Source organism: Tolypothrix sp. PCC 7712, assembly GCF_025860405.1.
Lineage (GTDB): Bacteria > Cyanobacteriota > Cyanobacteriia > Cyanobacteriales > Nostocaceae > Aulosira > Aulosira diplosiphon.
Map to the genome: position 1 here is coordinate 6,421,628 of NZ_CP063785.1, position 20,445 is coordinate 6,442,072.

At 38.7% G+C, this 20,445-nt stretch carries 17 protein-coding genes and 1 pseudogene; 10 read left to right on the top strand and 8 right to left on the bottom strand.

Features of this window, described 5'->3' with window-relative positions; genetic code table 11:
- Nucleotides 1–4: 4 nt before the first annotated feature.
- Together HGR01_RS26335 and HGR01_RS26340 are read right to left on the bottom strand one after the other, a co-directional pair.
- Nucleotides 5–649, bottom strand: a complete 645-nt coding sequence (locus tag HGR01_RS26335; protein WP_045871158.1) for a DUF4291 domain-containing protein — start codon at nt 647–649, stop codon at nt 5–7.
- A 242-nt stretch (nt 650–891) separates the two neighbouring features.
- The gene (locus HGR01_RS26340) at nt 892–2,046 is read right to left on the bottom strand and encodes an NAD-dependent epimerase/dehydratase family protein (protein ID WP_045871157.1); all 1,155 of its coding nucleotides are present in this window, start codon (nt 2,044–2,046) and stop codon (nt 892–894) included.
- Nucleotides 2,047–2,089: 43 nt separating this feature from the next.
- On the opposite strand from HGR01_RS26340, the gene HGR01_RS26345 reads away from it, so the two are divergent.
- Complete coding sequence (locus tag HGR01_RS26345) at nt 2,090–2,338, top strand: hypothetical protein (RefSeq protein ID WP_155539320.1); 249 nt, start codon at nt 2,090–2,092, stop codon at nt 2,336–2,338.
- Here HGR01_RS26345 and HGR01_RS26350 read toward each other — a convergent pair.
- Nucleotides 2,302–2,835: a hypothetical protein gene (locus HGR01_RS26350; RefSeq protein WP_052335231.1), complete on the bottom strand. Its 534-nt coding sequence runs from the start codon at nt 2,833–2,835 to the stop codon at nt 2,302–2,304. The genes HGR01_RS26345 and HGR01_RS26350 overlap by 37 nt on opposite strands.
- Before the next feature lie 429 nt (nt 2,836–3,264).
- Here HGR01_RS26350 and HGR01_RS26355 point away from each other — a divergent pair, with 429 nt between their 5' ends.
- Entirely contained in the window at nt 3,265–4,176 is a 912-nt protein-coding gene (locus HGR01_RS26355; protein WP_045871156.1) for a DMT family transporter, read from the top strand.
- 233 nt (nt 4,177–4,409) lie between these two features.
- Here HGR01_RS26355 and HGR01_RS26360 read toward each other — a convergent pair whose 3' ends face one another.
- On the bottom strand, nt 4,410–5,204 hold the full coding sequence (locus HGR01_RS26360) for a GH25 family lysozyme (RefSeq protein ID WP_045871155.1): 795 nt from the start codon (nt 5,202–5,204) through the stop codon (nt 4,410–4,412).
- Nucleotides 5,205–5,374: 170 nt separating this feature from the next.
- Nucleotides 5,375–5,596: pseudogene (locus tag HGR01_RS41975) on the bottom strand (sensor histidine kinase); the annotation flags it as partial.
- A gap of 214 nt (nt 5,597–5,810) precedes the next feature.
- Between HGR01_RS41975 and HGR01_RS26370 the strand changes: the two are divergent.
- Nucleotides 5,811–7,244, top strand: coding sequence for a carotenoid oxygenase family protein (locus HGR01_RS26370; RefSeq protein WP_045871154.1), 1,434 nt, complete (start codon nt 5,811–5,813; stop codon nt 7,242–7,244).
- A 114-nt stretch (nt 7,245–7,358) separates the two neighbouring features.
- On the opposite strand, the gene HGR01_RS26375 is transcribed toward HGR01_RS26370, so the two are convergent.
- Entirely contained in the window at nt 7,359–8,426 is a 1,068-nt protein-coding gene (locus HGR01_RS26375; protein WP_235623068.1) for an RNA ligase family protein, read from the bottom strand.
- Between the two features lie 220 nt (nt 8,427–8,646).
- Nucleotides 8,647–9,708 carry a BMP family protein gene (locus HGR01_RS26380; protein WP_045871153.1) on the bottom strand — a complete coding sequence of 354 codons (1,062 nt, stop codon included), beginning with the start codon at nt 9,706–9,708 and terminating at the stop codon, nt 8,647–8,649.
- A gap of 493 nt (nt 9,709–10,201) precedes the next feature.
- Between HGR01_RS26380 and HGR01_RS26385 the strand changes: the two genes are divergently transcribed.
- From HGR01_RS26385 to HGR01_RS26410, 6 genes are all read left to right on the top strand, one after another.
- Nucleotides 10,202–15,652, top strand: a complete 5,451-nt coding sequence (locus tag HGR01_RS26385; RefSeq protein ID WP_045871152.1) for an ATP-binding sensor histidine kinase — start codon at nt 10,202–10,204, stop codon at nt 15,650–15,652.
- An 8-nt stretch (nt 15,653–15,660) separates the two neighbouring features.
- Complete coding sequence (locus HGR01_RS26390; protein ID WP_155539318.1) at nt 15,661–15,810, top strand: hypothetical protein; 150 nt, start codon at nt 15,661–15,663, stop codon at nt 15,808–15,810.
- Nucleotides 15,811–16,284: 474 nt separating this feature from the next.
- Nucleotides 16,285–16,728, top strand: coding sequence for a DoxX family protein (locus HGR01_RS26395; protein ID WP_045871151.1), 444 nt, complete (start codon nt 16,285–16,287; stop codon nt 16,726–16,728).
- 29 nt (nt 16,729–16,757) lie between these two features.
- Nucleotides 16,758–17,252, top strand: coding sequence for an ureidoglycolate lyase (locus HGR01_RS26400; RefSeq protein WP_045871150.1), 495 nt, complete (start codon nt 16,758–16,760; stop codon nt 17,250–17,252).
- Nucleotides 17,253–17,375: 123 nt separating this feature from the next.
- Nucleotides 17,376–17,990: a class I SAM-dependent methyltransferase gene (locus HGR01_RS26405; protein ID WP_045871149.1), complete on the top strand. Its 615-nt coding sequence runs from the start codon at nt 17,376–17,378 to the stop codon at nt 17,988–17,990.
- Nucleotides 17,991–18,254: 264 nt separating this feature from the next.
- On the top strand, nt 18,255–19,196 hold the full coding sequence (locus HGR01_RS26410) for a WG repeat-containing protein (RefSeq protein WP_052335230.1): 942 nt from the start codon (nt 18,255–18,257) through the stop codon (nt 19,194–19,196).
- A gap of 20 nt (nt 19,197–19,216) precedes the next feature.
- Here the strand turns inward: HGR01_RS26410 and HGR01_RS26415 are convergent, their stop codons facing one another.
- The gene (locus HGR01_RS26415; protein WP_045871148.1) at nt 19,217–19,681 is read right to left on the bottom strand and encodes a GNAT family N-acetyltransferase; all 465 of its coding nucleotides are present in this window, start codon (nt 19,679–19,681) and stop codon (nt 19,217–19,219) included.
- Nucleotides 19,682–20,040: 359 nt separating this feature from the next.
- On the opposite strand from HGR01_RS26415, the gene HGR01_RS26420 reads away from it, so the two are divergent.
- Nucleotides 20,041–20,241: a hypothetical protein gene (locus tag HGR01_RS26420; RefSeq protein ID WP_045871147.1), complete on the top strand. Its 201-nt coding sequence runs from the start codon at nt 20,041–20,043 to the stop codon at nt 20,239–20,241.
- Nucleotides 20,242–20,445: the final 204 nt, after the last annotated feature.

Consider the following 20,445-nt stretch of genomic DNA (forward strand, 5'->3'; position numbering starts at 1 on the left):
AATACTATTCAGTCCAGGCAGATAATCCCAGCTGCTTTTGCGTTTGTTGATCACTCACAGAGTAAACTGTCTCCCGTGGCGTAATCAATTGGGCACAGTCAGAATTAATGTTTTGCCGCTGTTGTTGGACAAAATCAGAGATATCTTCAATATGCAAGATCCAATCTTTGGCATAATTAGCTAAGAATTTTCCGCGTAGCCCTATCTGAATAGCACGCCGTTCTAATTTAGCACCAGATGGGTGATGATCTGGGTCCCATTGTAATCTTACTTGTGATTCTTTTAGCGCTGCTTTCCAAGTAGTTTCACTGGGATATAATTCGGGCATAAAAGTGGAATGCACTGCAACTGACAACATTTCTTCAAAAGACCAACGTTGAATCCAAATAGCTAATACTACTCCTTGCTCAGTTTTTATACCCCATCCGGAACGATACATCATCCATAAAAAATTAGGTTTGATCCAACTCATGCGGTCAAAACTAAAGTCGCCACCAAAATAACCATGAGTGGCGGCGAAATGACCAATAGCCGGACGATATGCTTGGTACACAACAATTGATTGGTCGTCATATTGGGCTAGAATGTGACGACCAGTTTGAGGCCAGCAACTTACTTGATTTAGATAAGGTTCTGTTATCAGCCGCATAAATAATTCGTAATTCGTAATTCGTAATTCGTAATTGAACAGTGTCTAAATTGAACATGGGCATGGCGCATGGTGAGACAGCGCTGCAGGAGGGTTTCCCTCCGCAGGCGACTGCGCTCGCGTAGCGTATCCGAAGGATTCACCCGAAGGGCCCATGAGGCATAGGAAAGACGGATTTTCATGCCCCATACCCAATAAGAGTAACTACGAATTACGACTTAGAAATTACGAATTACTTAAGCCTATTTTCTATGCCAAGAGACTTTAGGCAAAATTTGCTTTTGATCGACTCGGGTTTGATATTTGATGGCAAAGTTTAATAGAGAATCGAGGAGAGAATCAGAGAGATAGTGAGGTTGTAAGCCTAAATCCAACAGCTTAGTGTTTTTAGCGTTGAAATAATGCTCTTCTTTCTCAACTCTGGGATTATCTAGATGATTAATATCCACATTGATTCCCATAGCATTGCCGGCTTTCTTCACCATGATTGCCAAATCACCAACGCTAAATTGTTCAGTGAATTGGTTGAAGACACGGAATTCGCCAGCTTGAGCAGGATTAGCGATCGCTAATTCTACACACCTCACTGTATCCCGAATATCCAAAAAGCCGCGTGTTTGTCCGCCTTTACCGTAAACAGTCAGAGGATGACCGATAGCTGCTTGAATGCAGAAGCGGTTGAGTGCTGTACCAAACACGCCATCATAATCCAGGCGGTTGATCAACATTTCATCCATTCCCGTTTCTTCAGTTAAAACGCCATAAACCACACCTTGATTCAAGTCTGTAGCGCGCAGTCCCCAAATCCGACAAGCAAAATGGATATTGTGACTATCATGCACTTTGCTGAGGTGATACATTGAACCTGGCTGTTTGGGATAAGGCAATGTATCTTTGCGACCATTATGTTCAATGGTGATATAGCCTTCTTCAATGTCGATGTTGGGAGTACCATATTCACCCATTGTCCCTAACTTCACAAGATGACAATCAGGAAAATCTTCCCGCATCGCATAGAGCAAATTCAAAGTGCCCACTACATTGTTGACCTGAGTCACAACTGCGTGTTCACGGTCAATCATAGAAAATGGAGCCGAACGCTGTTCCCCAAAATGGACTATAGCGCTGGGTTGGAATTTGTGCAGCGCTTTATGGAGGAATTCATAGTTAGTGATATCGCCAACAAACAAGTCTATGGATTTACCAGTTAAATCGTACCAGCGCTGGAGACGTTGCTGAATTGGCGCGATCGGAGTAAGAGTTTCGACACCAAGCTCGTTATCCCAGTGCCGCCGCACTAAACTATCTAAAATCCCAACTTCGTAACCTTGATTTGAAAGGTAAAGAGCAGTTGCCCAACCACAATACCCATCGCCACCAATAACCAGGACTTTCATTTTTACCTGTTTTCACTCGCTGTAAGCTAAATCTACCAGGTTTGTGTCACGTCTCAACTACCTAAAGGGTGAAAATTGGGGATTGGGGGATGAGGGGGATGAGGGGGATGAGGGGGATGAGGGGGATGAGGAAGCAGGGGGAGAAATAACAGCCCAATTACCAATTACCGATTACCCAATGCCCAATGCCCAATGCCCAATGCCCAATGCCCAATGCCCCATGCCCCATGCCCAATGCCCAATGCCCCATGCCCATCATTGCTTTGGCACTTTGTATTGCTGGGCTATGTAGTAAAACAAGTGGTAGTAATCAGTAAAATCTTGGCTTTGGCTTTGTCCTCGCCAGTAGTATTTAATTTGACCTTGAGTGATGGTTAGGGTCATGGAACTTTCTTTTTGACCTACTTCCACAACTAAAACCCCAGATATTCCTTGAGCATTTTGAAAATTGGGATTGACTGTGATTTTGGCGTTTTGGTCTGGATTCAAAGATGCTGGTAGCTGATTACCTGCCCAAGACCGAATTTTTACTGATTCATCTTGCGGGGAAACAAAGACTATTCCATCATTATTTTCTGGTGGTGGTAAAGCATTCCAGTTGCTAGGGTAGGGAAACTCAAAGTTATAACGTGTATTGATATAAGTTTTCCAAGTTAAATTAGAGGCATTAAAGCCTGGTGCTGTACACCCCCACAGCATCATAAATAAAGCGATCGCTCTGCCGAAGCCGTGGACGTTAAGATAAATGTTGCGCCCCAAACTACAGGCTTTAACCGTAGCAGTAGACATTAATTGCACCTAATAACTAATTTCTCGGAAATTTGGTTTTAGTTTATACCCAAAAGCCATTTTTAGCACCTTGATTTTCCCCGAGAACGAAAATAGAGTTAACTATTCCCTATTCCCTAGTGAGAAACGGGTCTTTTGTCCGCTAATGGCGAGGCTAATTTTTGGGAATTTTCGGGGAATTAAAAAATAGAATTATTAGCAATAAATAGCAATAATCATCATTGTAAAGATTGGCAAGTCAAGGAGTTGAATTTTTGACTTATGCAGTCACCTAATTGTTGATACCGTAATTAATTGTCTAATTAGACGATTACGAGGAATTTAAGCAATAGTTTACTATCCGCTAAATCTTGCTTAAATGTATTATGACTATTGACCATTGTTAAATCTTGACTTATGAAAGTAGGCTACACAAATAAGTCAATGATTATGACAATAGATTACTTAAAAAAGTCTGCTTTTGGTTTTAAAGGTCTGCTGTATGCATTGTTAGCTATTTTGATTTGGGCAACAATTGGTGTGACATTCAAATTAACTGTGCCACATCTCGATAGTTTTACCACAACGCTATATGTGACTTTCTTGTCAACTTGCGTTCTTGGTATTAACATTGTCAGGCAGAAAAAATTGCTAATTCTGCAAAAGGAATGGAAAAAGCAGCAGTTTTTCTTCGTAATTGCTGGAATTATGGGTATGGGTATTCAGCAAATCTGCGGCTTGAAAGGCTATCAACTTCTGCCAGCTTCCCAGGTGGTTGTCATGTTTTATATCTATCCATTGCTGATGACATTCTTTGGAGCCTTGTGGTTTCATGAAAAGTTATCTCGCAAATCAGTCTTACTGCTGATAACAGGTTGTGTGGGAGTGTATTTGTTGATTGCCAAAAACCAAATATTGGCGATTCAATTAAATCTTGGTACTGCTGCAACATTAGCAGCAGCAGCAACTTGGGCTTTGTTTTGTGTGTTGATCAAGCACAAAAATTTTGATCCAGATGCAGGAATGTTTTTGTTTAACTTATTTGGCTTGTTGTTTTTACTCGGTTTAGTACCAGCATTTGGCTTGACATTGACATTAACCTCTACTCAATGGCTAGGGATTATCTATTTAGCGGTATTTCCGAATACGATTGCTTCTTTACTGTGGAATCAAGCATTGCATCTAAATTCAACACAAATATGTTCAATGATTGCATTACTAACTCCGCTGTTTTCACTAATGTTTAATGTGTCAATTCTCCATGAATCAATTATGCCAATACAATTAATTGGATTTATAATTTTAGTTGGCTCAGTTATTCTAAATCTTGGTAGTTGTTTAAAATTTAAATCTAGCTATTAGTTAAGTACTAAAGTTTAAAATTGCAATTATTATTTTATAGATTGATGAGGCAAGGTAACCTTGCCTCTTATTTTGGAGTCAATTCAAATTAAGTATGGAGGTTTTGGTTATCTAAAAATGCAATCAATTAAATAAGATGTCAATTATTTAAATATCAAGGTTTTGGTTCTCTAAAATGCAATCAATTAAATAAATGAAGACATAACAACGCTGAATTCACTTTTGGTAAGCAATCAAATCCAAAGTAAAGAGAGCCAAGTTTTAATCCCGACAATTCCATCTGCTTGTAGACCTTTAGATGATTGAAAACTAATGACAGCATCTTTAACAGCCGATGAAAATTTGCCATCAATAGCACCTGTATACAAACCAATGGCTGTTAATTGTTGTTGTAGGTTTTTGACCCTTAAACCGGAATCACCAGGTTGCAAATCCTTAAATCGATTCAAATCAGCTTTACCACTTACGCCTGGTACACCAGAGACATCTTCTCTAAATTGATGAATTAAATATTCTCCTTGCCAAGTAGTAGGAACTGTTGGCTGGGGTTGATCGTAGTGGGCAATCCAGAGTTGGTATTCAGCAAAACCAGTGGGGTTACCAAGCCCTTCCCAGAAACCTGGGTAAGTATAAATAATTGGTTTTATTGGTTTTCCTGTTTGTTGTAGAAGCGCTTTCTCAACTACTACTAACCACTGCTTTGCGGCATTAATGATCAATTTTGGATCGTTGACATTATCAGTGACTTCTATATCTAAAACTGGTGGTAAGTCTCCAGGTTCCAATTTGCCAATTGTTTTTAAGAACTCTTGAGCTTGTACAACTGGATCGGAAGTACGTGGGTGAAAAAAATGATAAGCCCCACGAATAATTCCCGCCGCCTTCATAGTTGGCCAGTGACGAGCAAAAGTGGGATCTTTCACCGAAGCGCCTTCTGTAGCTTTTACAAAAGCGAAGGTTTTACCAGAGTTTTTCACTGCTGTCCAATCTACTCTGCCATCTTGACCTGCAACATCAATACCTTGCATAAAAGTTCTCCATTATTTCGGGTATAACCACACTCTAATGATCATTGAATACGGAAAATTTCTTGTAAAGCAACAGGAGAATTTTCAGGCGATCGCCTTTCGAGTATGTGTGATTCAAGAACTACAATAAAGAATGTGGTTAAACCTTTCGCTCTACTTTCAGCAAGAGTCTGAGTCAGAATGGGGATAGTAATGATAAATTTAGTACCTTCGCCTGGTGTAGAATTTACAGACAAAATACCATTGTGTTTTTCTACAATAATCTGACGTGCGATCGCTAGTCCCAAACCTGTACCTTTACCCACAGCTTTAGTAGTAAATAAGTGGTCAAATATTTTGGCTTTGACTTGTTCGCTCATCCCCATCCCATGATCAGCAATAGCTATGATGACAGTGAAATAATCTGGATGCTGAAAATCAAAAAAGCGATCGCATGAGTCCAATAAGTCAAGATGTCGGGAATCCTCCAATCGTTCGATAAAATAGAAAAACATCACCATCCCTCTGTTAGTTAAACAGCAAGCATTTTATACACCGATAAATAAAGAGATGTAATGTAAAGGCAATTCTAGCGATCGCCTTTGAATTGTGAAAGCGAGTTTTATTATGCAGACAATAGACAAAAAGTCAACAAAAAGAGCTTGGGCAAATGCGATCGCCCAACCTGGGGTAGAATTTCCGCGTACCGAATTACCGATTCTGGCTGGCAATATCCCTGAAGGCTTACGTGGCACACTTTACCGCAATGGCCCAGCAAGGCTAGAACGTGGCGGTATGCATATGGGACATTGGTTTGATGGCGATGGGGCAATTTTAGCTGTCAATTTTACCGATGCTGGAGCCACAGGAGTTTATCGCTATGTGCAAACCGTAGGTTATCAACATGAAGCTGCCGCAGGTAAGCTGCTGTATGGTAACTATGGTATGACTGCACCGGGGCCAATTTGGAATCAATGGCGCAGACCGATCAAAAATGTTGCTAATACCTCAGTTTTGGCATTACCTGATAAACTTCTGGCTCTTTGGGAAGGCGATAATCCATATAGCCTCGACCTTCAAACCCTAGAAACTCATGGCTTAGATAATTTAGGCGGATTGGATAAAGGATTGGCTTATTCTGCTCATCCTAAAGTTGATTACCAAACAAAAGAGATTTTTAATTTTGGTATTAGTCCCGGGCCAAATGGCACACTTAATGTTTTTAAAAGCGATTTTACAGGCAAAATTCTGCAAAAAGCCAAGTTTGCATTAGAAGGTACACCCTTAATCCATGATTTTGTCTTAGCAGGGCAGTATCTTGTATTTTTTGCCCCATCTGTGCGGTTAAATATGTGGTCTATCCTACTTGGAACTAGCACATATAGCGATTCTCTCAAATGGCAGCCAGAGGTGGGAACTCAGGTTTTGGTGATTGATCGGGAAAACTTATCTTTGGTAAGTCGCGGACAAACCGAACCTTGGTATCAGTGGCATTTTGCTAACGGTTATGTGGATGCTAGCGGTACAGTAATTGTTGATATTGCCCGCTATCAAGATTTTCAAACTAACCAATATCTCAAGGAAGTAGGCTCAGGAGAAACTCACACTGCTGCTAAAAGTACCTTAACGCGAGTTCATCTGCGTCCCGACACAGGTAAAGTGACAGCAATTCAAGAGTTGGTAGACAGATTTTGTGAATTTCCGAGTGTACCGCAGCAAAATGTCGGACAAGCTTCGCGCTACACCTATATGTCTTCATTCCGCCCAGAATCAGATATTAGCCGAGAAATATTAAATGCGATCGCTCGTTTCGATCATCAAACAGAAACCTTCACCGAAGCGGATTTAGGCGAAAATCGCTATTGTTCTGAACCGATTCACGTTCAAGATGCTCAAAATCAAGCACAAAGCTGGCTCTTAACCGTTGTTTATGATGGTAATAGCCATAGTAGCGAAGTTTGGGTATTTGATAGCGATCGCCTAAATGAAACGCCTGTGTGCAAACTTGGATTACCTAGTGTTATTCCTCCAGGTTTTCACGGTACTTGGAAGCAAGAGTGAATGTTGGGGATTGGGGATTGAGTAATAGGTAATAGTTAACGTAGGATGCGTTACGCTATCGCTAACGCATCCGTCCCAATGCTAATTTTCTCTTTTTTATGTGGACGAAAGACTTTATAATTGTGCATCAACTAGCTGTTGTGATGCTTGATTCAATTGCTCAATCATACTTTGCTGCTCGGCAGTTTCTAAAGCACTAAAAATACTTGCATACTCTTCTTGGAAACTTTCTAAAACATCTATCATTAATAATTCCACTAATTGTTGACGCTGTTTTATATTGTTAACATCAACTCTGCCAAATTTAGAAATAACATTGTTTAATCTCGTAGGTGTAACCAAAGCCAGCATTTCTTGGCTTAATTCTTCTTCAAGACTTATCTGGTGTTGTAGTATGGGCTGTTGTTTTACAGTCCATTTTTGTGCTTGGTGAAATCGGCTATCTTCAGCAAACTCCGGGATTTTATGCTTAATAATCGGACGGATTTTTTGTTTAGCAGTCTCCACATCAATAGAATGCAGAGGTTTAATTACAACTCCTTCAGCTTTATTAAGAAAAGGTAATTTAGGTAAACCTAAAATTGCTGGAATTGTAGATTCAAACTCTATGTTATATGCTAATGCATCATGATATTTACCAATAAATAACGGCGCAGATGCCATCATGCCAACTTGCTGAAATAGTTTGAGTGCTATTTCATAATCTAAATAGGATTTTTCTGCCACTTTTCCACCCAGCACCACTACAATATCAAAAGCAGAGTATTCTATTTTTGGTGAATAATAAACACCAGTTTGCACAGCCTGCACATGGCTAATAGCGGTTACATCAGGGTGAGGATACTCACCACCAAATAATTCTCCATAGATATATATTTTTTGCAATCGAGTATCAGACTGCAAAATTCTAAACATTTCTTGCGCCTGAGATTCTAATTTAGCTTGTAAAGATTGATAGCCAAAAAAATCTTCTCCTGGTTGTAAAAACTCCTTTCTTTTGGCAAAGCGTACCTCAAAACCATCGGTACATATCCCAAAGTTCGCACCATGAATTTTTTCTGTTACCACCCAATCAGTTTTGTTAAATAAGCGATAATCGGATTCTGTTAAACCCAATTTATTGAAGTTTTCAGGAATTTTCTCATAACTGAGATAACTCCAGTCTGTGATGTTGCTATCCACTGTATTAATACATAGTAAAATTACGCTTATAATTTTTGTATTATAATTGTAGTATAAGAATCTAGCAACAAACAGGTAGGGGCACAGCAATGCTGTGCCCTCATGGATAGTTAATGTCGCACCAACATTATTTAAATTAGTCTAAAATGCTGAAATTATGCAGGCTATCAAGATAAATCAGCAATACAATGATACCCCAAAGAGTATCGAATACTGCCATTTAAACAGCAGCTTTTTTCACACAGCGAGTATCTTTTCCGCCTTCTTTGCAGGCTTCAAAAATAATTTTTTGAGCCACAATATCTTGCTTGGCACTCAAAGCTTTTTGCTGAACTGCTGACGGTACATCTGCCCCAAATTTTCCTAAAAATAATATATCTGGTCTTTCTAAGCCAATTGTATATATTTGTCCTTTTAATTGTTTTTGTTTTGCTAATTCTGCTACATAAGCTATCGCTAAATCTAAACGTTTGACGGCGCTGGTTAAAACGGCTTTGGGTGCAACATCTAATTGATCGGTTGTATTACCAAAAGCGTAGATGCCTTTTTCACTAGCTGTTTGTAAAACTGCGGCTGAGGCATTATCTAACCATTGATAGATAACATCAGCACCGGAAGAAATTAAAGCCAAAGTAGCTTCTTTAGCTTTAGCTACATCATTCCAATCCCCTGTAAAAGTAGAAGTAATTTGAATATTTGGTTTCACAGACTTTGCGCCTAATTCAAATCCCCTGAGTTCTCCTTCGGTAGCGGGAAATTTTTCGCCGGCGATGTAAGCAAGTTTATTAGATTTAGTTATAGAAGCGCCGATAATTCCGCATAAATAGCTAGCTTGCAGATGATCTATTCGTAAAGAAGCAATATTATCTCCCTTGAGATTACCATTTACACCTACGAAAAATGTGTTGGGAAATTGTGAGGCGACTTGTTCTATTGCGGCATCAAATTGTCCGCCGTGGGCAAAAATGAGATTGTAGCCTTTACGAGCAAAATCAGTTAGCACTTCTGTTTGATCGGCTTGTGCTACTTTTTCTACATAAGCTGTTTCTGCACTCAGCTTTTGTTTTGCGAGGTTAACGCCCTCATAGCCAGATTGATTCCAAGCTTTATCAGTAATAATTCCTGGGAGTGCGATCGCTATTTTAAAATTTTCTGTACCGCCTGTAGTCGCAATTGTGGGTGTGCTAGTTTGGTTGCTACTGCAAGCTTTGAGGAAAAGGCTAGTAGTAAACGCTGCTGAACCAAATAAGATAAATTCACGCCGACTAAAATTTGTTGTCATACACTGTATTGAAAATGGATATAGGATATGGGGCATTGGGCATTGGGCATGGGAAAGACAGATTTTCATGTTTGGTTGTGGCATTTTCCCATGAGGGGCGGTATTGAGAATAGGGGCTAGAGAAGAATGATTTTTATGCTAGGTTAGGTTGCACTAAGGTTAAACCAACCTACTTTTTGATTGTAAAAACAAGCTCTAGGGGCTAGATTTGAGTTTTGATTTATATTTTTATTTTTAATACTTTATCTTAAGTTTTGTTGGACGCTCAAGTACTCTGACAACAGGGCATAAATAAAGCTACCATTTTAAATCCATCAAAACCTATATTATCTACCTTTGCATTTCATACTTTAGTCTTCTCCTGTCAAGACGCTACGCCTAGCTTGCTTTCCAGCAGGGATACATACTTCATCTTTTTTGTTAGCGAACATCTAGCTGATGGGAATACTTATTTGAGAATGTAATACCAGCTTGTGCTACGAGGTAGGTTGAGATGACTCATGAAAATTTCACCCCGATTATTTCTGGATATCAAATTGTTTCTCAACTATATGTGGGCACTAGAACCAAGGTATATCAAGCTATTCGGGAATCAGATTCCCTTGCAGTCATCATTAAAATGTTGGCTGCTGAATATCCCTGTTTCCAAGAATTATTGCAATTTTGTAACCAATACACAATTACCAAACATCTCAACATTCCTGGTATTATTCAGCCACTATCACTAGAAACATATAACAATGGTTATCTTCTAGTGATGCCATATACAGGAGATATTGCTTTACAAGCATACATTAAAAATACTAATCTTTCTCTATTAGAATTTTTGAATATTGCCATTCAATTAACTAGTATTCTCCAAGAATTACATCAAAACAATGTCATTCATAAAGATATTAAGCCAGCAAATATTCTGATTCATCCTCAGACAAAACAAGTTCAACTAATTGACTTTAGTATCGCCTCACTTTTACCAAAAGAAAGCCCAGAAATTAAAAATCCTAATGTCTTAGAAGGGACACTTGCTTATATTGCTCCCGAACAAACCGGCAGGATGAATCGAGGGATAGACTACCGTAGTGATTATTATGCGCTGGGTGTGACATTTTATGAATTATTGAGTGGAGAATTACCATTCATTTGTGACGATCCGATGGAGTTAGTACATTGTCATCTGGCGAAAATTCCTCAGAGAGTAGAGAACAGTAAAAACATACCAAAAGTAATTTCTGATATTGTGATGAAATTGCTGGCGAAAAATGCTGAGGATAGATATCAAAGTGCTTTGGGATTAAAGCATGATTTAGAAAATTGTTTATATCAATTAAAAAATCATGGCGTGATTACAGATTTTGAAATTGGGCAGAGGGATGTGTGCGATCGCTTCCTGATTCCAGAGAAATTATATGGGCGAGAAGCAGAAGTTAGGACTTTGCTGCAAGCCTTTGAGCGTGTTACTAATGGTAATTCAGAAATGATGCTAGCGGCGGGATTTTCGGGAATTGGAAAAACCGCCGTTGTTAATGAAGTCCATAAGCCGATTACCCGTCAACAAGGCTATTTTATTAAAGGTAAATTTGACCAATTTAATCGTAATATTCCCTTCTCTGCTTTTGTGCAAGTCTTTCGCGATTTGATGGGGCAATTACTGGCGGAATCTGATACCCAATTGCAAATTTGCAAAACTAAAATTCTGGCAGCGTTAGGAGATAATTCCCAAGTAATTATTGAAGTAATCCCGGAACTAGAACGGATTATTGGCGCACAATCACCAGCAGCAGAATTATCAGGTATATCTGCTCAAAATCGGTTTAACTTACTGTTTGAGAAATTCATTCAAGTTTTTACCACCCCAGAACATCCTTTAGTAATATTTTTAGATGATTTGCAATGGGCTGATTCCGCATCGCTGAAGTTGATTGAATTACTGATGGGTGAATCATCCACAGGCTATTTACTATTGATTGGTGCTTACCGAAATAATGAAGTGTTTGCGGCGCATCCTTTAATGTTAACTTTAGATGCGATCGCCAAAGCTCAAGCCAAGGTAAATACTATTACCTTAAAGCCCCTATCACAGCAAAGTTTGAATCAGTTAGTAGCTGATACTTTACATTGTGCAGCGATATTGGCGCAACCATTAACAGAATTGATCTATCAAAAAACTCAAGGTAATCCCTTTTTTGCCACCCAATTTTTGAAAGCATTATATCAAGATGCATTGATTACATTTGATTCCCAAACTAGATATTGGCAATGTGATATTACGCAGGTAAGCGCTGCATCATTAACAGATGATGTAGTACAGTTTATGGTGCAGCAATTGCAAAAACTGCCTGTTGAGACACAGGCAGTATTAAAACTAGCGGCTTGTATTGGTAATCAATTTGATTTGGAGACATTAGTAATTGTTTCAGAGCAATCAGAAACTACAGTTGCCACTGCTTTATGGAAGGCTTTAGAGTTAGGGTTAATTTTGCCCCAAAGCGAAGTTTATAAATTTTATTTGACTGGCGATCGCGCAGATATAGATACTACAAATAATGAAAACGTTTTCTATCGATTTTTACATGATCGCGTTCAACAAGCGGCTTATTCTTTAATTCCCAACGAGCAAAAACAAACTACTCATCTCACAATTGGGCAACTGTTACTTAAACATACATCTTCAACAGAAATAACTGAAAAAATATTTGATATAGTTAATCAATTTAAATTAAGTATTGATTTAATTACTGATTACCAAGAACAGAGAAAATTAGCTGAATTGGCTTTAATTGCTGGACGCAGAGCTAAACACGCTACAGCTTATGCTGCTGCAGTAGATTATTACAGCATAGCGATCACATTGTTAGCAAATCACAATTGGCAAGAATTTTATGAATTAATGCTAGCAGTATATACAGAAGCAGTGGAAGCAGCTTATCTCAATACTGATTTTGAGCAGATGGAACAATTAGCAGAAATTGTTCTGCAATATGTCACCAATATTTTAGATAGTATCCCAATTTATGAAACCAAAATTTTAGCTTGTGTTGCCAAGAATCAACTGCGGTTAGGATTAGATATAGCTTTAGCTGTGCTGCATAATTTGGGTATAGATATTCCTGCCTACCCCACACCAGAAGATATCGGTAAAGCATTGGGGGAAACTCATCGGATATTAGTAGGAAAAGAACCCTTAGAATTAATCGATTTACCTTTAATGACAGATGCGCGTGCCAAAGCAGCAATCCGGATTTTATCGAGTATGTTTGGTTCTGCCTATAATGGCTGTCCCGAAATGTTACCCCTGATTATCGGTAAACAGGTAAACTTATCAATTGAATATGGCAGTAGCAGCTTATCTGCTTTTGCTTATGCCAGTTATGGTTTAATTCTTTGTGCTTTTGTTGGTGATGTAAAAACAAGCTATCAATTTGGGCAACTAGCGTTAAATTTAATGGAAAAATTCTCTGCGGAAGAACTACATGCCAAAATTGCCGCCGTATTCAATAATTACATCAGACATTGGCAAGATCCTCTCCACAAAACCCTAGAATCTTTACTCACAGGTTATCAAAGCGGATTGACAACGGGGGATTTAGAATGGGCAGTGTGGTGCATATTTGGCTATAGTTTTCATTCTTACTATGCTGGCAAAGAACTAACACAATTAGAATCAGAATTAGCCACCTATGGGATAGCGATCGCAGAACTAAAACAAACCACAGCCCTGAATTATCAAAAAGCCTATCACCAAGCGGTTTTAAATTTACTAGGTGACAGTCAACTTCCTTATCGTTTGGTGGGTGATGTCTACAACGAAGATTTGATGTTACCACAACACCAACAAGTTAACGATCGCCCGGCTGTTTATCATGTACAAATTAACAAAGTCATTCTCTGCTACTTGTTTGGCGAATACGAACAAGCGATGGCGCAAGCCACCCTTGCCGAACAATATTTAGATGGTGTACCAGGATTATATGTCAGCGTTTTGCTGCCTTTTTATGATGCCTTAGCGCAGTTAGCAATTTTAAAATCTGTTATTCCTGGGGAATCATCTCATAGTTGGCAACGCGTTCAAAGTCATCAAACCAAACTCAAGCAATATGCAGATTATGCCCCCAATAATCATTTACATAAACTGCACTTAGTAGAAGCTGAATGCTATCGCGTGTCTGGTAATTCTTACACAGCAATGGAACTCTATGATCGTGCCATAGCAGGAGCTAAAAACAACGGCTACCTGCAAGAAGAAGCCTTAGCAAACGAACTTGCTGCTAAATTTTACCTTGATTGGGGTAAAGAAAATGTAGCTGCGGGTTATATGCAGTCAGCTTATTATTGCTATTCCCGTTGGGGTGCGAAAGCCAAAACCGATGATTTAGTAAATCGCTACCCCGATTTACTGCGCCCAATTTTACAACCAGCCAGCCAAAGCTGGAATCCCCTAGAAACCCTGGCAACTCTTGTTACTTCCCGCGCCTCAGTTCATGCTTCTACAAATGTTACCCAAGCTGCTAGTCAGAGTCTCAACACAGCTCTAGATTTTGCTGTCATTCTCAAAGCTTCTCAAACCCTTTCGAGTAAAATTCAATTTGAGGAACTACTGCACCAATTAACTCAGATTATTCTGCAAAACTCTGGTGGCGATCGCTGTGCTTTAATCCTACCTAATAGCGATGATAATTGGTATGTGCAAGCTATTGCAACACCAGAAACTACAGAACTTTGTTCGCAACCCCTAGAGGGAAACTGTAATATACCAGTCAAGCTGATTCAGTATGTCAAAAATACCCAAGAAGTTGTAGTAATTGAGCAGCTGAAAACAGATTTACCTGTAATTGATGAATATCTAACTCAACAGCAACCTCAAAGTATCTTATGTTTGCCAATTCTCCATCAAAGACATTTGATTGGAATTTTGTATTTAAAAAATCGTTCTACCAGTGGTGTATTTACGAGCGATCGCATCCTAATTTTAGATTTTCTTTGCACCCAAGCTGCCATTTCCTTAGAAAATGCTCGACTGTATCAACAAATCGCTAATTATTCCCAAAACCTAGAAGCAGAAGTAGAGCAAAAAACCCAGGCACTCAACCAAAAAGCCCAAGATTTAGAAGATACATTGCAAAATTTGCAAAAAACCCATGCTCAATTAATTCATTCCGAAAAAATGTCATCTCTGGGGCAATTAGTAGCAGGAATTGCTCATGAAATTAACAATCCTATTAGTTTTATTAAAGGAAATATCGACCATTTAGAAAATTACATTGCCGACTTGATGAGTTTAATGACACTTTACCAGGAAGAATATACTCAACCTTCTGCCAAAATTCAAGCTAAACGCGATGAAATAGATATTGATTTTCTTTATAAAGATGTAATTGACATTCTGCAATCAATGGAAGCCGGTAGCGATCGCATCCGTCAAATTGTCTTGAGTTTACGAAATTTTTCTCGCTTAGATGAATCACCAATTAAAGCTGTGGATTTACATAGTGGCATAGAAAGTACACTATTAATTTTGCAAAATCGCCTACAAGCTGATAAACATCAACCTGAAATACAACTCATTAAAGAATATGGTAATCTTCCCCCTATTACCTGTTATCCTGGACAGTTGAATCAAGTATTTTTGCATATTCTCAACAATGCCATTGATGCGATTCGCGAAGGAGACAAAAATATCGAACAACCAAAAATTCGGATTCGTACAGAAGTAGTTGAACATGAGCAGATAAAAATTGCGATCGCCAATACCAGCAGCTTTATTCCCTTGCATATTCAACAACGCATATTTGAACCATTTTTCACTACTAAGCCTATAGGTAAGGGTACAGGTTTAGGATTATTTGTGAGCTATTCCATTATTAAAAAACATGGTGGTAATATCACCATCAATTCTCTACCTCAACAAGAAACAGAATTTGTAATTTCCATCCCTATCGCCACTTAGCTTAATCAATGAATGATGCTCTAAAACCTTTACCATTACCAATTACCAATTACCCATTACCCATTACCCATTACCCATTACCCATTACCCATTACCCATTACCCATTACCCATTACCCATTTTTCATTCGCAACCCATACAACAATATAAATCCTTAAGCATACATAATATAACCCAATACATTTCAGTTAAGAAAATTAATTGATCACAAAACCAAAGAACTAGTACAACAAGGCAAAAGTAAAAAGTGAGCCAGTGCGGTGGACGGGTTCCCCGGCATAAAGCAACTGGCGAACTCCGCAGGAGTAAAAAGTAAAAAGTAAAAAGAAAGAATAGTTATACCACAAGCCTTGTATTAATTACAGATTGTCTGTTTATTCACACCGAATTGTAATAGTTACTCAACAAAAACAGAACAATAATTTTGGAGGGGGTTTGGGGGACGCAACCGTCACCCAATCGGGGGTTTGGGGGAGAATCCCCCAATTGATCTAGCTTTTTCCCAAGTGACAAATTAATCACTAATGATCTGAACTGTAATATAACCTTTTATTCTCACCCTAGACTGAAGACAAAATTACCTCAATCCTCAAAACTGAAAACAAGTGAGTAATTGAGATTAGGTAAATCAAGTGTACAAAAATAAAGAACTTTGGCGCGTCATCCTAGCAGTATCAATCATTACTGTAGGAGTGACACACTTTTTATTGCCACAACCATACGTTAAAATTATGCCTCCGCAACTGCCATATCCTTTAGAATTAGTTTATCTCAGTGGCTTTTATGAAATTTTAGGTGGGATAGGTTTATTAGTTCCGCCTGTGAGTCAAGCCGCAGCTTGGGGATTAATTTTATTATTTATTGCCGTTTTCCCTGCAAATATCAATATGGCAGTTAATCATATTAAGATTGAAACCATACCATATTCAGATTCGCCTTGGTTACAAGCAATCCGGCTTCCCTTCCAAGCAGTTTTTATTGCTTGGGCTTGGTGGTATACCAAACCTTCAGATAAAGCAAAACAAGCTTCAATAATTCCCAAATCACTGATTCCCAAAGAACTCGAATGGGAATAATTTAAATTTTAAATCTTGATAGGTTTTATATGAGTACATCACAGACAGTCCAACAATTACAAGCTCAATTGGTAACACCAGAAAATTTTCGGCGTTATGGACAGGTAATTTTTGCAAGTGCAGATGGTAAAGTTTTTGATGTAGAAGATGCACAATTAAATCTGCAAAATGGCACACCACGTTTTTATATTATGCGCTTGCATCGTAAAGGGCGCAGATTTCATAAAATTACCCGTCATGTGCAATGTACTCAATGTTTAGGTTCCTTGGAAGGTAAGGATTGGTTAATTGCGGTTTGTCCTCCTCATAATGATGTCAATCAACCAGCTTTAGAGGAAATTGCAGCTTTTCGCATTCCCGGGAATTGTTTTATTAAATTAGAGGTAGGAACTTGGCACGCGGGGCCATATTTTGACCATGAATTTGTAGATTTTTATAATTTAGAATTGAGTGATACCAATGTGGTAGACCATTTTACTCATGATTTTCTACAGAGTCATCAATTAAAGTTTGAAATGGCGTAAACTGGGTGAGTAATTACAGTAAGTTGCCAATAAATGATTTACAGATTGCTGTCAAGATATAATAATATTATATTCCTACCTGTATACTTCACTTACCTGCAAATACTGTAATTACTGCTAACTATGACTAGTGAATTTGTAAGTAACAAAAAGCAAATTTTTGACATTTGGGCACCAAGCTACGACTGGCTTTTACCGTCTGTGTTCTATCAAACTATTCACAAACGGTTACTAGAATTTGTCGATTTACCACCCCATGCAAATGTATTAGATTTAGGCTGTGGTACAGGAAGGTTGCTAGAACGCCTGGCTGCGAAGTTTCCCGATTTACGCGGAACCGGATTAGATTTATCGAGTGAGATGTTGCGAGTAGCCAGACGCAATAATCGCCACCGTCCCCGGTTAATCTATGTTGAAGGTAAAGCTGAGTCTCTTCCCTTTGCTGAAGGACAATTTAATGCAGTTTTCAACACGATAAGTTTTTTGCATTATTTAGAACCGCAACAGATTTTCAGCGAAGTGGCGCGAGTGCTTTCACCAAGCGGACGCTTTTATTTAGTTGACACCACATTGAAAAGTAAATCTGAAGTGCAAGTAACATTAGGTTCTCTGGGGAAAGTGAGATTTTATAGTCCCAATCAGAGGGAATTTATGGGGGCTGCTGTTGGTTTAGATTGTGTTGGACACTATTATTTATTAGGGCCTGTTTTATTAACGGTTTTTGCAAAAAAAGCCTAGTAAGCTGTTCCACATTTAACTTGTATATATTGGGCGGGCAAGATGCCCAACCCACAAGAAATATACAATTTTAGATTATGCAAACTAGATTTGGTTTAGCTGATCGCTACACTTAATTTAAAATGACGCTCTCTACGTTCGCGAGTGTATGTCGTAGACAGAAGCTCCGCGTAGCTTGCTCTAAGCTATGTCGTTTGTGCAGCTTTCCCATGAGGAGAAGGGTTGACGCTGCGTTAACAAAATTCAACATTCAAAAAATTTGTAATGAATTTTGATTTATATTGGACTCAACGGGGGAGAGATAAGAAGATAGTCTTTTTACTGACTGGTTTATCTTGCTTGATTTTGCAAGCTTGCTATGACGAAGATGCCCTTTATACATGTACAACAACTCTCTTTCCCTTTCAAACTTCACTTTCATTTAATCCTAACTGTATAGGCGATCCTAGGGAGGGAATGAGCCTCATTAATAACGGAGGAACATATTCCCAAAGGAACGTTGGGCTGACTTCCACTGGTAAATGGGGATATGCCAATCTCAACGCTGAGATTGTTGTTCAACCCCAATATGACAGCGCTAGAGATTTTGCAGAAGGATTAGCCTCTGTAGGGCTAAATGGCAAATCGGGATTCATTGACAAAACGGGAAAAGTTGTTATCCCCCTTCAGTTTTCCGAAACTTTTGCTTTTTCCGAAGGGCTTGCAGCCGCAAAACTTAATGGTAAATGGGGGTATATCGACAAAACTGGTAGAGTGATTATTCCGTTTCAATTTACTGAAGCACTTGCTTTTTCCGAAGGGCTTGCAGCCGCAAAACTTAATGGTAAATGGCGTTATATCGACAAGGCTGGCAAACTTGTATTTTCCTTTAATTATGGAGTCTTGGGCTTAATTGATCCTCCTGCTTTTACCGAAGGTTTCGTTGCAGCAGAACTGAACGGCAAGCTAGGATTTATAGATAAAACTGGTAAGGTTGTTATCCCCTTTAAGTTTGATGCTCAAGGATATGGGCTTCATCCTTCTTTTTTACAGGGGCTTGTAGCGGTAAAACTAAACGGTAAATGGGGATATATCGACAAAAGTGGTCAAGTTATCATTCCGTTCAAATATAATTACACTCGAAGATTTGATGATGGCACAATAGAAGTAAGTATTGGGGAAAAAGGTGAAGTTTTTGACAAAACAGGCAAACCCATCGGCAAATAGTTTTCTTAGCTGATTACGAATTACGAATTGGGATAGTGCATGAACACGACAGGAACCCGAATTAACTTTTTTCCTAACTGTGACAAACCAAACTTAGATTTCAGCGATCGCGGTAATTCTTCAAAGGCGATCGCAACAAAGCCAAAACGACTGTAAAATTCTGCTAGACGTTGTCCTAGGCATTCTAGATATAACGGTTGCGTGGCTGTAGCGATGAGATGCTGTGTCAGTAAACTCCCCAAACCGCGATCGCGCCAAGCTGGTGCAACTACCAAACTACCCAATTCTTGAGTATCATCAAAGTTGCGTAGCTGTCCACAAGCTGCTAATTTTCCATTACACTCAATCACCCAAAATTGTTGCCAACGTAATTGAGTGGGATCGAGTTTAGCAGATAACACCAACAACCGAATCGGCCAGTTATCTTCAGATGTTGCTTTACGGAGAATACAGCCAGATGGTAATTCTAAATTGCTCTGGTTCATTAATTATTCTTATATAATTTATCTGGTAAAGATTTCGATTTTACGGCTATTCAATTTACTCAGAATCCACTGCTAAATCATAGAAGTCATATTTGATTTTTGCAAAGTGATTATACATCTATATATTTTCTCATCTATTAACTCTTGATAATTTAAATTTTGTAATCCTTCCCAATGACAGATGACTAATGACCAATGACAGCTTACAAGATTTATTTGCAATTGCACCAACTACTGAACATCTGAAACATAACCTCCGATAGAGGTATGAAGCAACCTTAACCATATTCTAGATAGATTCAAGTCCCCTTCAGATATTCATAAAATAAGGCATAAATTAAATCACAGGAACCTTAATTATGTCTGAACAAAAAAATCAACAATCTAATAGTGAAGGTAGTACCCCTACAGCCTCTGGTGGTTATCAAACCCCCCTAGAAGATAGCATCCGCAAAACTGGTGATGCAGAAAAAAGCGATGCTAGAGAAACTGCTAAACCAGAAGCACCAGGTGAAGATAATGTAGCAGGTAGCCCCAATCAAGGTACTGAATCTCGCTAATTATTCCCAACTCTGGAAAATTGATATCTGAGCAGGGTCTTGTTCTTTTGGCACTAATTCAGCAAATTATGAGTGGAGAATTGTACTCTCATAGACAATTTCCACTCATTTTTGTTGGTTATATAGTCAGTCAGATGTGTTACGCTATCGCTAACGCATCCTACTGGACTGACACAGCTAATTTGGTGCAATAGCAAAAATTCA

Bases quoted from the DNA above. Each gene is read 5' to 3' on its own strand.
- HGR01_RS26335 (WP_045871158.1), bottom strand. From the start codon at position 649: ATGCGGCTGATAACAGAACCTTATCTAAATCAAGTAAGTTGCTGGCCT.
- HGR01_RS26340 (WP_045871157.1), bottom strand. From the start codon at position 2,046: ATGAAAGTCCTGGTTATTGGTGGCGATGGGTATTGTGGTTGGGCAACT.
- HGR01_RS26350 (WP_052335231.1), bottom strand. From the start codon at position 2,835: ATGTCTACTGCTACGGTTAAAGCCTGTAGTTTGGGGCGCAACATTTAT.
- HGR01_RS26355 (WP_045871156.1), top strand. From the start codon at position 3,265: ATGACAATAGATTACTTAAAAAAGTCTGCTTTTGGTTTTAAAGGTCTG.
- HGR01_RS26360 (WP_045871155.1), bottom strand. From the start codon at position 5,204: ATGCAAGGTATTGATGTTGCAGGTCAAGATGGCAGAGTAGATTGGACA.
- HGR01_RS26370 (WP_045871154.1), top strand. From the start codon at position 5,811: ATGCAGACAATAGACAAAAAGTCAACAAAAAGAGCTTGGGCAAATGCG.
- HGR01_RS26380 (WP_045871153.1), bottom strand. From the start codon at position 9,708: ATGACAACAAATTTTAGTCGGCGTGAATTTATCTTATTTGGTTCAGCA.
- HGR01_RS26385 (WP_045871152.1), top strand. From the start codon at position 10,202: ATGACTCATGAAAATTTCACCCCGATTATTTCTGGATATCAAATTGTT.
- HGR01_RS26390 (WP_155539318.1), top strand. From the start codon at position 15,661: ATGAATGATGCTCTAAAACCTTTACCATTACCAATTACCAATTACCCA.
- HGR01_RS26400 (WP_045871150.1), top strand. From the start codon at position 16,758: ATGAGTACATCACAGACAGTCCAACAATTACAAGCTCAATTGGTAACA.
- HGR01_RS26405 (WP_045871149.1), top strand. From the start codon at position 17,376: ATGACTAGTGAATTTGTAAGTAACAAAAAGCAAATTTTTGACATTTGG.
- HGR01_RS26410 (WP_052335230.1), top strand. From the start codon at position 18,255: ATGAATTTTGATTTATATTGGACTCAACGGGGGAGAGATAAGAAGATA.
- HGR01_RS26415 (WP_045871148.1), bottom strand. From the start codon at position 19,681: ATGAACCAGAGCAATTTAGAATTACCATCTGGCTGTATTCTCCGTAAA.
- HGR01_RS26420 (WP_045871147.1), top strand. From the start codon at position 20,041: ATGTCTGAACAAAAAAATCAACAATCTAATAGTGAAGGTAGTACCCCT.